This window comes from Streptacidiphilus jeojiensis (genome assembly GCF_042510965.1).
GTDB classification, from domain to species: domain Bacteria; phylum Actinomycetota; class Actinomycetes; order Streptomycetales; family Streptomycetaceae; genus Streptacidiphilus; species Streptacidiphilus jeojiensis.
The window spans coordinates 35,361-48,747 of the sequence record NZ_JBEUKS010000007.1 but is presented as its reverse complement, the minus strand read 5'-3'; the positions used below and the strand labels follow the sequence as shown (position 1 = coordinate 48,747).

Genomic DNA, 13,387 nt, shown 5'->3' with positions numbered 1-13,387 from the left:
CCGGTCCCAGGCCAACCGTCCCACCGGTCAACGGTCCTGTGAGCGGGGAGAGATTCCATGGTGTCGCGGCGAGAGCCGAACGCGCGGTTGCGGGCGTTGCTGGCCGAGGCCGGCTGGACCGGTCAGGATCTGGCCCGCGCCGTCAACGCCGCGGGCGCCGAGAGCGGGTTGACCCTCGGGTACGACCGCACCTCGGTGGCGCACTGGCTGGCCGGCAGTCGGCCTCCCGAGGCGGTGGCCCGGATGGTCGCGGAGACCCTGGCACGCCGGCTGCGGCGGCGCGTCGATCTGAGCGACACCGCCCTGGCCCGCCCCTCGGGCCAAGGCCCCACCCAGGCCGTTCCGGAACGCGAGGAGGACATCGTGGCCCGCCTCGTCGAGCTGGCAGGAGGCGGCCGTCGGCGGCGCACCGTGCTCGGTTCCCTGGTCTACTCCGTCAGCGCCACCGCTCTGCCCGACTTCACCGGTGCCGCGGCGCCCCGGGCCGCGGCGGAGCGGCGGGCGGATGCGCGGGACGTCCTCGCCCTGGCGCAGAGCGCGGAACTGATGCTGGATCTGTTCGCCTCCTCCGACGCCGAGTCGGGGGGCGGCCGGGCCCGCCCGGCCCTGTCCGCCTACCTGGCCGCCGACATCGCCCCGTTCCTGGGGCGCAGCGTCCGTACCGCTGCCGACCGTCGGCTGATGCGGGCCGCGGCCCGGCTGACCTACCTGGCCGGCTACATGTGCTTCGACGAGAACCTGGGAGGAGCCGCGCAGGCCTACTACCGCACCTCCGCGCGGCTGTTCGCCCGCAGCGGCGATCTGAGCGGCTACACCACCACGCTGCGCGCCCTGAGCATCCAGGCCCACCATCTGGGCCACCATGCGCACGCGCGGGACCTCGCCGAGGCCGCTGCCGGTCACCTGCCCGCACTGCCCAGCGGACAGGGTGCGCTGCTGTCCGGCCAACTCGCCGTCACCAGCGCCGCGACCGGGGACCGGCGCGCCGCGCTGTCCCAGCTGAGCCGGGCCCACCGGCTGCTCGACCACGGGCAGGACGCCCACGGGACCATCGGGGCCTTCCACCCCGCCGCACTCGCCCACCAGGAGGCCGAGGTGCTGGCCGCGGGTGCCGACCGGGCCGGGGCCGTCGCCGCGCTGACCGCCTCGCTGCGCCACCGTCCCGCCGCCGAACGCCGGGCCCGGGCCCTGACCACCGCTCAGCTCGCCGAACTGCAGCTGGACCTGGGCCGGCTGGAGCAGGCATGCGCAACCTGGCACGGCTTCCTGGACGACCGCCCGCACCTGCACTCGGCCCGCATAGAGGACGCGCTGACCCGGCTACGCGCCCGGCTGCGTCCGCACCGGCACCAGCGCACGGCCCGGATCCTGCTCGACCGCAGCCGTGCCCCCGGCCACAGCTGACATCGCGTCAGAGGTAGTGGAGGCCACGGTGGCGCCCTCCTGGAGCTCCACCGCACAGGGCCCCAATCCGGACAGCGTTCGCACCAGTGCCTGCACCAGGCCCGGTTCGGCCCCGGCAGCGGCGGTCACGCCGACCGACGCCCGTCCCTTGAGCCATCCGGGGCGGACGCCTTCGGGTCCGAGCACTGCGTACGCGGCGGCACCCGCCTGCTCGATCACCCGGACCGTCTCGCGCGCCGAGGCCGCCGGCCCGGTCACCAGCACCACCGCGCAGGCGCGGGCCAGCTGCGTCAACGCCCGCAGCCGGTCGTCCGCCGCATGGCAGTACGTCGACGGGTGTTGCGGGAGAACGTGACCGAAGCGCTTGCGGACCGACTCGGCCACCGACTCGGCCTCGCCGAGCGGCAGTCCCGGCTGCAGCACCACCGCGACCCGGCCCGGATCGGCCACCTCCAACTGGCGTGCCTGCGCCAGGTCCTCCACCAGTCGCACCGACCCGGCGGCGGCCTGACCCAGCAGTGCCGGCACTGCTCCGTGTCCACTCCGACCGACCAGCATCACGGTCTCGCCCTGCTGCGCGAACCGGCGCACCTCCGCCTGTGCCGCCAGCGCCAGCGGGCATCCGGCGTCCACCGGGGTCCGACCCTGGGCGGCGATCCGTGCCCGCAGTGCGGGTGCCACACCGGCCGGGCCGACCACCACGACTGCGCCGTCGAGGACCCGCTCCAGCTCCATTGCCGATTCCGTGCCGCGAACCGCTCTGCCCCGGCCGATCACCGGGCCGGCCGCGACCGGGTCCGGAGCCAGTACGACCGTGGGTCGCCCGCTCTCCGCCACCGCGTCGACCACCGCCCGTGCCCGGCGGACGCCCGCGCACAGCGGCTCCACCCCGCCGACCACCAGCCGTCTGGTCCGCATCACCGCCGCCCACCGCTCCAGCGCCGCCGTCACCACGGCTGCCGCAGGGCCGGGCGCGGACACCGCCGCCAGGCCGGTCGCGGCTCCGTCCCGGCCGAGGTAGGACAGCACCTGCAGCACCGCCCGCCCGTCTGCGTCCATGGCGGGAGACGGAGACGGAGACGGAGGCGGGGCCAGGTCCTGGTAGCGCACCGCCAGTCCGTTCCGGAGCAGGCTGCCACCCAGCAGGCGGGCCGCAGGACAGGCCACCCGACCCCGCTCCGGATGGTCCACCCAGGCCGGCACCAGCACGTCGCCCCGGGCCACCGACATGTCCGGCAGCGGCCACTGTTCGGTTCTGCAGGTCCTCTGCACTCTGCGGCGCTCCTCCGCGATAGGCATCATCGGTATCTATACGAACCTTGCCGCCCGCCCGGACCGGGCCCCCGGTGCACTCGCACATGTGCACGGGATTTCAGCCCCATGGACGCACCCGGGACAGCCGGTCGGTCTCGTCCGTCAGCCGCTGTCCTGACGCAGCAGCAGCGCCACCGGGGCGCCGGCCAGGACGTAGCCGATGCCCTGGGCCGTGCGCAGCACGATGACGCCGAGCTGAGTACTGCGACTGCGGTAGCCGGGTTGTCGGCAGCCGCACGACGACCTCGCGGCCTTGGCCCGGACATTCTGGTGAACGTTCGCAGGGCGTCGAGAATGTGTTTTTCCGTCAGCGAGAGCATTATTCTCGCTGATGCGAAGGAGTCCACGCCCCGCGCCGTGGCGCAAGCAAGGGAGACACGATGGTGGTCACATGTTGAACCCTGAGGACCAGTTCCACGTCGGCATCGTCGTCGAGGACTTCGAGGGGACCCTGGAGCAGCTCTCCTCGCTGTTCGGATACGACTGGTGCGACGAGACCGGTGGCCCGGTGGCGCTGGAGCTGCCGACCGGCGCCGCCGTCCTCGACATGAGGTGCACGTTCTCGCGCACGTCGCCCCGGTTGGAGGTGGTGCGACGGATCCCGGGGACGCTCTGGGAGCCCGTGCCCGGCTCCACCCTGCACCACGTCGGCTACTGGTCCGACGACGTCGCAGGGGACACCTTGAAGCTGGAGGACCACGGCTACGTGATCGAGGCGACCCGCCCGGGCGCCGACGGCGGGCTGTTCTTCGCGTTCCTTCGCAGCACCAGGGGGCCCAGGGTCGAGCTGGTCACCAGGGGCGTCCAGCCGCACCTGGAGCAGTACTGGGCACAGCCGTCGGCGACGCCCGCAACGGACACCGGAAGGAACAGCTCATGACGACCGTAGGTATCGCCACCGGCGCCGGACGCGGGATGGGGCTGGACTGCGCCCGCCGGCTCGCCCACCAGGTGGACGTGCTGCTGCTGGTCGACCGGGACGGGGAGGCCGTGGCCGCGGCCGCCAAGTCGCTCTCGGAGGACGGCTGGGGCGCGGTCGTCGAGCCGTTCGCCCTGGACGTCACCGACCGGGACGGCATCGCCCGGCTCGCCGACCGGGTCCGTGAGCACGGCACCCTGAGAGCCGTGATCCACGCCGCCGGGATCTCGCCCACCATGGCCGACTGGCGCCGGATCTTCGAGGTCGACCTGGTCGGCACCGCGCTGCTGGCCGAGGGCCTGCGCCCGCTCGCCACCGCCGGTACGGCGCTGGTGTTCTTCGCCTCGATGGCGCCGATGATCGCCGGGGTCGACCTCGACCCCGATCCCGAGATCGCCGCGGTCCTGGACGACCCCCTCGACGAGGGATTCCTGGATCGGCTGCACGACACCGTCGGGTCGGACATCGAGAACACCGGGCTGGCCTACACCTGGGCCAAGCACGGCGTGCACCGTTTCGCCCGGGCCGAGGCGGTCCGCCTCGGCCCGGCCGGGGCCCGGGCCTGCTCGATCTCGCCCGGCGTCATCCTCACGCCGCAGGGGAAGCAGGAGGCGGCCGACAAGGCGTCGATGCAGCGGCTCATCGACCGGACCCCGCTCGGCCGGCCCGGCGAGTCCGACGACGTCGCCGCCGTGGCCGCCTTCCTGGTCTCCGACGAGGCTGGCTTCCTCAGCGGCATCGACATCCTGGTCGACGGCGGGGTCCTCGCGGCCGTTCGCGGTAGCTGACACCCCGTCCGATGCGCCGACCTGCTCCTGCGGGGGCTCCTGCGGGAGCAGGTCGGCGCAGCCATGCCCTGAGCCAACTGAGTCAGTCCGAGGAAGAAGAGGCCATTCAGATGTCCGTGCAGCACCGACCCGGACGCCGCGCGTCCACGATCGCCATCGCCGTGAGCGCCGTTCTGCTGACCGGGGGACTCGTCGCCGGTTGTGACGGCGTCAACGGCGTCAACGGCCTCAACAGCTCCGTCGGTTGCTTCGGCAATGCCGGCACGATCGCCGACAGCCTGATCGCGATCCACGAGGCCGGCCTGGACTCGTCGCACGACCCCACGCGGACCCACGAGTCGATCGACACCATCAACAGGAACCTGGCTGAGATCGGCGACGGGACCGACGACGCCAAGGTCAACAAGGCGGTCGACAACCTGGACAAGGCGATCGCCGACTACAACCGCGACATCCTGAACGGCGACACCAGCCCGGACTCCAGCAGGATCGACGCTGCGGCCGCCCAACTCCGCGTGGCGTGCACGTCATGACGGTTTGTCAGTCCGGGTCGGATCCGGGCCGTCGTGCTCGCCCAGGCCCGGCGGCGGGCCGTAGTCGGGGTGGTAGCCGGCGATCCGGACGGAGCCGGCGATCAGGCGGTAGTCGCCGGCCGTCACCACCATCTCGGGGGTGGCCGCCAGCGCCTCCGGCAGAGTGCGGACGGCGGCCGCCGGTACGCCCAGTGGGCGGAGCCGGGACTCCCAGGAGGTGGCCGTGTCGGTGGCCAGGGCCTCCGTGACGGCGGCCAGCACCTCCTCGCGGCGGGCCGCTCGGTCGGCCATCGTCGGGAAGCCGGCGACGCCGGCTTCGGCCGCGAAGGACTTCCAGAAGCCGTCATGGGTGATGAACAGGGCCAGATGGCCCTCCAGGGTCGGGAAGATCTGGGCCGGTACGTAGTAGGAGTGCGCGCCCCGGGGCAGGCGCTTCGGCACCACCCCGTCGTTGAGGTAGGCCGCTGCCCGGTAGTTGAGCTGGGACAGCATCACATCCCGTAGGCAGACGTCCACTTGGCCGCCGCGGCCGGAGACGATCTGGGCGAGCAGGCCCAGTGCGGCGGTCAGACCTGAGGAGTTGTCGGCCGCCGAGTACCCGGGCAGGCCCGGTGGCCCCGAGGGTTCGCCGGTGAGCGCGGCCACGCCGGTGGCGGCCTGGACCACGTAGTCGAAGGCCGGGTCGTCGCCGCCGTGCAGCCCGTAGCCGGTGAGGGCGACGCAGACGATCCGGTCGTTCCACGGCCGCAGCGCGTCGTAGGTGAGGCCGAGCCGGTGGATCGCCGAGGGCTTGAGGTTGACCAGCAGTGCGTGCGCGTCGGCGACCAGTTCGTGCAGCCGGGCCCGGCCCGGTTCGGAGTTCAGGTCGAGGCGGATGCTGCGCTTGCCCCGGTTGAGGCTGGCGAAGTAGGAGGCGCTGACCTGCCGTGAGATGTCGCCGCCGGGCGGCTCGATCTTGGTGACCTCGGCGCCGAGGTCGGCCAGCATCATGGTGGCGTAGGGGCCGGCCAGCATATGGCCGACCTCCAGGATCCGGACGCCGGCCAGCGGGCCCGTGCTCTCCGGGCCTGCGCTCTCCGGGCCCGCGCCCTCCGGGCCCGCGCTCACCGGAACTCCGTGGCGAGTCCGGCCAGCATCTCCCTGGTCCGCTGCTTGGAGGCGACCAGTTCCTCCCGGTTCTCGCCGATGGGCAGCAGCCGCACCGACAGGTCGGTGGCGCCCGCGTTGGCGAACCGGCGGAACCGGGCGGCGATGGCGGCCTCGTCGCCTACCGCGCACAGGTCGCCGATGGACTCGGCGTCGCCCTGGTCCAGCAGCCGTTGGTAGTTGGGCGAGATCTCGGCCTCCCCGAGGATCCGGTTGGCCCGCTCCCGGGCCGCGTCCTCCTCGCCCGGCCGGCACAGGCAGACCGGGATCCCGGCGACGATTCGCGGGGCCGGACGCCCGGCGCCCTCGGCCGCCTTGGTGATCCGTGGCACGACGTGCTCGGCCACCGCGCGCTCGTCGGCCATCCACAGCACCGTCCCGTCGGCCCGTTCGCCCGCGAGCGCCAGCATCACCGGGCCCAGTGCGGCGATCAGCACCGGCATCGGGGCCACCGGGCCCAACTCCAGCGGATTGTGCACGGTGAACGACGCGTTCTCCACGTCGACCGGGCCGGGGCCGTGCAAAGCGGCGTCCAGGACGTCCAGGTAGTCGCGGGTGAGACCGGCCGGCCGTTCGTACGGCAGGCCCAGCATGTCCCGAACGATCCAGTGGTGCGAGGGGCCGAGGCCCAGGGCCAGCCGCCCGCCCGTCGCGGCCTGCGCGGACAGCGCCTGCCGGGCCAGCGCGATCGGGTGCTGCGCCTGCAGCGGCACCACCGCGGTGCCCAGCTCGATCCGCGAGGTGCGCACCCCCATCAGCGCGACCGCCGTCAGGGCGTCGAAGTCGGTGGGGATCTGCGGCACCCAGGCCGTGTCGATCCCCGCGCCCTCGGCCCACTCCACGTCCGCGATCATCCGCGCGACCTTGCGCGCGGAGTCCCCGCGTTCCGGTCCGATCATCACCCCGACCCGCACGGTGCCTCCAGCTCTTGTCCGGTAGTTGATGTGTCGTCAGACAGCAGGTTCAGACAGCAGGTTCAGACGGCAGGTTCAGAGGGCAGGTTCGACGGCCGTGGTCGTCAGCGCACGGACTCCCGCCACCACCGCGTCCAGCGGGGTCCCGGTCGGGAACACCGCTGCGGCGCCGGCCGCGTGCAGCCGGGGGACGTCGGCCGCGGGGATGGTGCCGCCGACGACCACGGCGATGTCGGCCGCGTCGGCGGCCCGCAGGCCCTCGACGACGCGGGCGGTCAGGGCGAGATGGGCGCCGGACAGGATGCTGAGGCCGACCACGGCCACGTCCTCCTGGACGGCGGTGGCCACGATGGACTCGATCCGCTGGCGGATGCCGGTGAAGACCACCTCGAAGCCGGCGTCGCGCAGTGCCCGCGCCACGATCTTGGCTCCGCGGTCGTGGCCGTCCAGGCCCGGCTTGGCGATCAGCACGCGGGTGGCGGTGGCGGTGGCGGCGGTGGTCATCAGAACACCACCGGCTGCTGGAACTCGCCCCAGACCGCCTTGAGCGCGGCGACCATCTCGCCGACCGTGCAGTAGGCGTTGGCGCAGTCGATAAGACGGGGCATCAGATTGTCGGTCCCTTCCGCGGCGCGGGTCAGCTCGGCCAGGGTGGTGCGGACGGTGGCGGCGTCCCGGGTCGCCTTCACGTCGGCGAGCCGCTTCAGCTGCCGGTCCAGGCCCTCGGCGTCCAGTTCGTAGGTGGCCAGTTCGGGGGCCGGCTCGTCCGCCGTGAACCGGTTGACGCCGACGACCGGCCGGGTCCCCGACTCGACCTCCTGGTGGATCCGGTAGGCCTCGTCGGCGATCAGGCCCTGCAGGTAGCCGTCCTCGATCGCCCGGACCATGCCGCCGTGCCGCTCCAGGTCCGCCATGATCTCCACGATCCTGGCCTCGGTGGCGTCGGTGAGCGATTCGACGAAGTAGGAGCCGCCGAGCGGGTCGGCGACCCTGGCCACCCCGGTCTCGTGGGCCAGGATCTGCTGGGTGCGCAGGGCCAGGGTGGTGGACTCCTCGCTGGGCAGCGCGAAGGGTTCGTCCCAGGCGGCGGTGAACATCGACTGGACCCCGCCCAGCACCGAGGCGAGCGCCTCGTAGGCGACCCGGACCGTGTTGTTCCTGGCCTGCGGGGCGTAGAGGGAGGCGCCGCCGGCCACGCAGCCGAAGCGGAACATCGACGCCTTGTCGCTGCTCGCCCCGTAGCGCTCGCGCACGATGGTCGCCCAACGGCGGCGTCCGGCACGGTACTTGGCGATCTCCTCGAAGAAGTCGCCGTGGGTGTAGAAGAAGAAGGAGATCTGCGGGGCGAACTGCTCGATCGTCATCCGGCCGCGGGCCAGCACGGTGTCGCAGTAGGTGACCCCGTCGGCCAGGGTGAAGGCCATCTCCTGCACCGCGTTGGCGCCGGCGTCGCGGAAGTGCGCGCCGGCCACCGAGATCGCGTTGAAGCTGGGCACCTCGGCCGCGCAGAACTCGATGGTGTCCGCGATCAGCCGCAACGAGGGGTCGGGCGGCCAGATCCAGGTGCCGCGCGAGGCGTACTCCTTGAGGATGTCGTTCTGGATGGTCCCGGTGAGCTTCGCCCGGGGGATGCCCCGGCGCTCGGCGGCGGCCACGTAGAAGGCCAGCAGGATCGCCGCGGTCCCGTTGATGGTGAAGCTGGTGCTGATCCGGTCCAGCGGGATGCCGTCGAACAGCACCTCGGCGTCGGCGAGGGTGTCCACGGCGACGCCGACCCGGCCGACCTCCTCGCCGACCTCGGGGTCGTCGGAGTCGTAGCCGCACTGGGTGGGCAGGTCCAGTGCGACCGAGAGTCCGGTGCCGCCCTGTTCCAGCAGGTAGCGGTAGCGGCGGTTGGACTCCTCGGCGGTGCCGAACCCGGAGTACTGCCGGAAGGTCCACAGCCGCCCCCGGTAGCCGGAGGGGTAGTTGCCGCGGGTGAAGGGGAAGCGGCCGGGGTCGGGTGGATCCCCGGGCCGGTCCGCCGGTCCGTAGACCGACTTGAGCGGGATGCCCGAGGAGGTATGCGTCGCTGAGGAGTTCTGGGCGGAGTCGTTCACTTCAGTACGTCTTTCATCAGCAGGGTCTTCATCACCTTGCCGCTGGCGTTCAGCGGCAGCTCGTCGAGGAAGTCCACATACCGGGGCGCCTTGAAGCCGGCCATCCGGGTGCGGCTCCAGGCGATCAGCTCCTGCTCCGTCACCGGGCCGCGGCGGACCACGAAGGCCTTGCCGACCTGTCCGAGCCGCTCGTCCGGGACGCCGACCACGGCGACCTGGGCCACCGCCGGATGCTCCATCAGGAAGCCCTCGATCTCGGCCGGGTAGGCGTTGAAGCCGCCGGCGATGAACATGTCCTTCTTGCGGCCGACGATCCGCAGCTTGCCCGCGTCGTCCAGCGTGCCGAGGTCCCCGGTGTGCAGCCAGCCGTCCGGGTCGATGGCCTCGGCGGTCGCCGACGGGTCGTCGAGGTAGCCCTGCATCACGGTGTAGCCGCGCACCAGCACCTCGCCGTCGTCCGCGATCCGGATCTCGACTCCGTCGCAGGGGGTGCCGACCGTGGTCGCGATGGACTCGAAGGAGTCGCCGGGCCGGGAGGCGGTGGCCGTCCCCGCCTCGGTCAGGCCGTAGCCGGTCATCACCGAGCGGAAGGGCAGCTCGCTGACGATCCGTCGGATCAGTTCGACCGGGATGTCGGCGGACCCGGTCACCGCCACCCGCAGTGAGGACAGGTCGTGCCCGCCGCGTGCGGACAGCAGCGAGTGGTAGAGCGTGGGCGGTCCCGGGAGCACCGTGACCTTCTCCCGCTCCACCAGGGCGAGCACCTGCTCCACGTCGAAGACCGGCACCGGCAGGATGGTCGCGCCGCGGATCAGCGAGGCGATGCAGCCGGCCTTGTAGCCGAAGATGTGGAAGTACGGATTGACCGTCAGATAGCGGTCGCCCTGCCGCAGATCGGCCAGGTCGCACCACTCCGCGTACAGCCGCAGCGTCTGGGCGTGGTTCATCATCACGCCCTTGGGGCGCCCGCTGGTGCCCGAGGTGAACATGATGTCGCAGATGTCGGTCCCGAGCACCGGGCGCTGGAACGGCGAACCGCTGGCGAGGAAGTCCGACTTCAGGTCGATCACCGGGACCCCGGGCGGGGCCGGGTAGTCCTGTCCCAGGAAGCCGCTCTGGACCAGGACGGCCCTGGCCCCGCTGCGGCGGATGATGTCGTGCGCCTCGTCCGCCTTGAAGCGGGTGTTGACCGGGACCAGCACCCCGCCGGCGGTCAGCAGCCCGAAGGCCGCGATGATCCATTCGGCGGAGTTGGGTGCCCAGAGCGCCACCCGGTCGCCGCGTTCGATCCCGGCGGAGGCGAACGCGCCGGCCGCCACCCGGACCCGGTCGACCAGTTCGGTGAAGCTGAGCCGCAGCGGGCCGTCCACCACCGCCTCGGCGTCGCCGAAGCGGTCGGCCGCGCTCAGCACCATGTCGGGGATGGTCTCCCAGGCCTTTGCCGTGGTCAGCATTACGCGATCAGCCGGGCCAGGTTGCCGCCCATGATCTTGGCCTGGTCGGCCTCGTTGAACTTGGCCAGCGTGTCGACGTAGGTGACCGGGTCGGCAAGCCCCTCGGGGTGCGGCCAGTCGGAGCCGAACAGCACCCGGTCGACGCCCACCACGGAGGCCAGCTCGGACATGTCCTCCTCCCAGAACGGGCTGATGTGGATCCGGGTCCGGACCGCCTCGACCGGGTCGCCGAGGAAGCCTCGGGGCTGCTTCTTGTAGACGCTGGCGAGCTGGTCGAGCAGCGGCACCAGCCAGGACGAGCCGTTCTCGATGACCGAGACCTTCAGCTCGGGGAAGCGGAACAGCGCGCCGTGGCAGACCCAGGAGGACACCGCGTCGGTGACCGGGCGCCACTCGTTCATCATCCGGAACACCTGGGCCTCGAAGGGTCGCATCTCCTGGCCCTTGCCCTCCCAGTCGTTGGAGTAGCGGGAGTAGCCGCTGTCGGAGGAGTGCATCGCCACCAGCACCCCGGCCTGCTCGACGCGCTTCCAGAACGGGTCGAACTCCGGCAGCGCGAACGACCGCGACCCGCCGTAGCCGGGCACCGGGGCCGGCCGGACCAGGATCACCCGGGCCCCGCGCTCCAGGCACCACTCCAGTTCGGCGATGGCCTTGTCCAGGATCGGCAGGCTGATCACCGGCGTGGTGTAGATCCGGTCCTTGTGGTTGAAGCCCCAGGTCTCGTACAGCCACTGGTTGAGCGAGTGGACCACCGCGTGGATCAGCTCCGGCTCGTCCCGCATCCGCTCCTCGACCAGGCTGGCCAGGGTGGGGAACATCAGCGTCCGCTGGATCCCCATCTCGTCCATCAGCTCCAGCCGCGGAGCGGGCTCCCGGAACGCCGGTATCGACTTCATCGGGGCCCCGAAGAGCTCCCGGTGCGACTTGCCGTCCGGGTTGCCCTCCCGGAAGTACTGCTCCCACGCGCCCGGCCGGGCCACCACCTCGAAGGTGGGGTTGGGGATGTAGTCACTGATCTGTCCCAGCACCGCGATCTTCTTGCGGCCGTTCACCACCGGGTACTGGATGGCCGACCGGTACTGCTCGGGCAGGTACCTGGTGAGCGCGTCCTCGGTCTCGTACAGGTGGTTGTCCGCGTCGAACAGCGGATACGGCAGCTCGCGTGACGGCATGAGATCCTCCTTCGCTGAATAGGAGAACCTTATTCTCCGTCGTGGCGCACTGCAATGTCCCGACGGAGGTGAAACTTCTGGATCTTGCCGCTCGCGGTGCGCGGGAAGTCCTCGACCGTGTGGAGCTCCTCGGGCCACTTCTGCCGGGCCAGGCCCGCCTGTTCCAGGTGGCGCCGCATGGCGTCGATGGTGGGCGGCGCGGGGTGGCCGGGCCGCAGCCGGACCACGGCGGCGGCGTGCTCGCCGAGCCGGGCGTCGGGGGCGGCCACCACGGCGGCCTCGGCCACGCCGTCCATGGCCAGCAGCAGTTCCTCGACCTCCACCGCGCTGATGTTCTCCCCGCCGCGGATGATGATGTCGGCCTTGCGGTCGGTGATGGTCAGGCAGCCGTCCTGGTCCAGCACGCCGATGTCGCCGGTGCGGTACCAGCCCTCGGTGTCGAAGGCGTTCTCGGTCAGGGCCGGATCGGTGTAGCCGAGGCACAGGTCGGGGCCCCGGCTGAGGATCTCGCCGTCGCACTCCAACCGGAACTCCACGCCGGACAGCGCCTTCCCGTCGGTGTACAGCCGCTCGCGCTCGGGTGCGGTGTGCAGGGAGCCGGTGATGGAGGGGTGCTCGGTGCTGCCGTAGGAGCGGAACGCGGTGATGCCGAGGGCCTCCAGCCGGGTGGTGACCGAGGTCGGGACCGACGCGCCGCCGAGGCCGGCGTACTTCATGTGCGCGAGGTGTCCGGGGGTGAAGTCGGGGTGGTCCAGCAGGCTGGTCATGTAGTAGGCCGCACCGCCGCCCACGGTGAGTCCGTCACGCGTCATCAGTTCCAGCGCCCGGCCCGGGTCCCAGGTGTCGGCGAGGTTCACCGGGGAGCCGTCCAGCACCGGGATCAGGAAGGCGTTCACCATCCCGATGAAGTGGCCGACCGGCGCCGAGGTGAGCTGGCTGCCCCGGTCCGGCGGATAGAAGCCGGCCAGCTGGCGGGTCTCGTAGCCGAGGGTCTGGTGGCTGTGGACGACGCCCTTGGGGTCGCGGGTGGTGCCGGAGGTGAAGGCGATCAGGGCGGGGGCGGCCGGGTCGGTCCGGACCACGCCGGGCATGGGTTCGGCGCCGAGCAGGTCGTCGAAGTCCCGTCCCACCACGCCGACCACGGGCACCCGGGCGCTCAGGTCGGGCTGGTGCTCCATCCGCCCGAACCGCTCGGCCGTGACGAAGACCTTCGGGGTGACCGAGTCCAGGATGTAGCCGACCTCCTTGCGCCCGTAGAAGTGGACGATCGGCACCACGACCGCCCCGAGCAGCGCCGAGGCCCAGAAGACCGCGGCGGCCTCCATCCAGTTGGGCAGTTGGAAGGCGACCGCGTCACCGGGGCCGACGCCGCGCTCGCGCAGCCCTGCGGCCAACCGGCGCGCGGTCCGTTCGAGCTCGCCGAAGGTCCCCGTCCAGGGCCGCACGTCCGAGTGCACCCGGAAGAGGGTCCCCGGGGCGGCCTCCAGGCCGCGGGCCAGCAGGTCGCCGATGGTGTCCCGGGTCCACCAGCCCTCCGCCTCGTAGCGCTGCACCAGTTCGGCGGGGATCTTTCGCATGGCGAGTGCTCCTTCCTCGACGCTGAGAATTGCACTCTCTCAGCAAGAGAAGCTAAATTCCATA

General features: G+C 71.9%; 12 protein-coding genes. 4 read left to right on the top strand and 8 right to left on the bottom strand.

Annotation, left to right across the window (positions count from 1 at the left end):
• Positions 1-57 precede the first annotated feature (57 nt).
• Positions 58-1,404 carry a hypothetical protein gene (locus ABUW04_RS20085; RefSeq protein ID WP_380566045.1) on the top strand — a complete coding sequence of 449 codons (1,347 nt, stop codon included), beginning with the start codon at positions 58-60 and terminating at the stop codon, positions 1,402-1,404.
• Here ABUW04_RS20085 and ABUW04_RS20080 read toward each other — a convergent pair.
• Positions 1,321-2,676 carry a hypothetical protein gene (locus ABUW04_RS20080; protein ID WP_380566044.1) on the bottom strand — a complete coding sequence of 452 codons (1,356 nt, stop codon included), beginning with the start codon at positions 2,674-2,676 and terminating at the stop codon, positions 1,321-1,323. The two genes, ABUW04_RS20085 and ABUW04_RS20080, sit on opposite strands and share 84 nt — an antisense overlap.
• 433 nt (positions 2,677-3,109) lie before the next feature.
• On the opposite strand from ABUW04_RS20080, the gene ABUW04_RS20075 reads away from it, so the two are divergent.
• The 3 genes from ABUW04_RS20075 (at position 3,110) to ABUW04_RS20065 (ending at position 4,958) form a co-directional block, all read left to right on the top strand.
• Positions 3,110-3,598: a VOC family protein gene (locus ABUW04_RS20075; RefSeq protein ID WP_380566043.1), complete on the top strand. Its 489-nt coding sequence runs from the start codon at positions 3,110-3,112 to the stop codon at positions 3,596-3,598.
• Complete coding sequence (locus ABUW04_RS20070) at positions 3,595-4,425, top strand: SDR family oxidoreductase (RefSeq protein WP_030260225.1); 831 nt, start codon at positions 3,595-3,597, stop codon at positions 4,423-4,425. The genes ABUW04_RS20075 and ABUW04_RS20070 overlap by 4 nt, the downstream gene beginning before the upstream one ends.
• A gap of 110 nt (positions 4,426-4,535) precedes the next feature.
• Entirely contained in the window at positions 4,536-4,958 is a 423-nt protein-coding gene (locus tag ABUW04_RS20065) for a hypothetical protein (protein ID WP_380566042.1), read from the top strand.
• Here the strand turns inward: ABUW04_RS20065 and ABUW04_RS20060 are convergent.
• The 7 genes from ABUW04_RS20060 to ABUW04_RS20030 form a co-directional block, all read right to left on the bottom strand.
• Positions 4,953-6,065 carry a CaiB/BaiF CoA transferase family protein gene (locus tag ABUW04_RS20060; RefSeq protein ID WP_380566041.1) on the bottom strand — a complete coding sequence of 371 codons (1,113 nt, stop codon included), beginning with the start codon at positions 6,063-6,065 and terminating at the stop codon, positions 4,953-4,955. The genes ABUW04_RS20065 and ABUW04_RS20060 overlap by 6 nt on opposite strands.
• Positions 6,062-7,018, bottom strand: a complete 957-nt coding sequence (locus ABUW04_RS20055; protein WP_380566040.1) for an LLM class F420-dependent oxidoreductase — start codon at positions 7,016-7,018, stop codon at positions 6,062-6,064. The genes ABUW04_RS20060 and ABUW04_RS20055 overlap by 4 nt, the downstream gene beginning before the upstream one ends.
• A gap of 75 nt (positions 7,019-7,093) precedes the next feature.
• Positions 7,094-7,522 (bottom strand): cobalamin-dependent protein, encoded by a 429-nt coding sequence (locus ABUW04_RS20050; RefSeq protein ID WP_380566039.1) that lies wholly within the window; start codon positions 7,520-7,522, stop codon positions 7,094-7,096.
• On the bottom strand, positions 7,522-9,117 hold the full coding sequence (locus ABUW04_RS20045; protein ID WP_380566037.1) for a methylmalonyl-CoA mutase family protein: 1,596 nt from the start codon (positions 9,115-9,117) through the stop codon (positions 7,522-7,524). Before ABUW04_RS20045 ends, ABUW04_RS20050 begins: the two co-directional genes overlap by 1 nt.
• On the bottom strand, positions 9,114-10,571 hold the full coding sequence (locus ABUW04_RS20040; RefSeq protein WP_380566036.1) for a FadD3 family acyl-CoA ligase: 1,458 nt from the start codon (positions 10,569-10,571) through the stop codon (positions 9,114-9,116). Before ABUW04_RS20040 ends, ABUW04_RS20045 begins: the two co-directional genes overlap by 4 nt.
• Positions 10,571-11,746, bottom strand: a complete 1,176-nt coding sequence (locus ABUW04_RS20035; RefSeq protein WP_030260243.1) for an amidohydrolase family protein — start codon at positions 11,744-11,746, stop codon at positions 10,571-10,573. Before ABUW04_RS20035 ends, ABUW04_RS20040 begins: the two co-directional genes overlap by 1 nt.
• Before the next feature lie 29 nt (positions 11,747-11,775).
• A complete protein-coding gene (locus ABUW04_RS20030; RefSeq protein ID WP_380566035.1) occupies positions 11,776-13,323 on the bottom strand; it encodes an AMP-binding protein in 1,548 nt (515 codons plus the stop codon).
• Between the last annotated feature and the right edge of the window lie 64 nt (positions 13,324-13,387).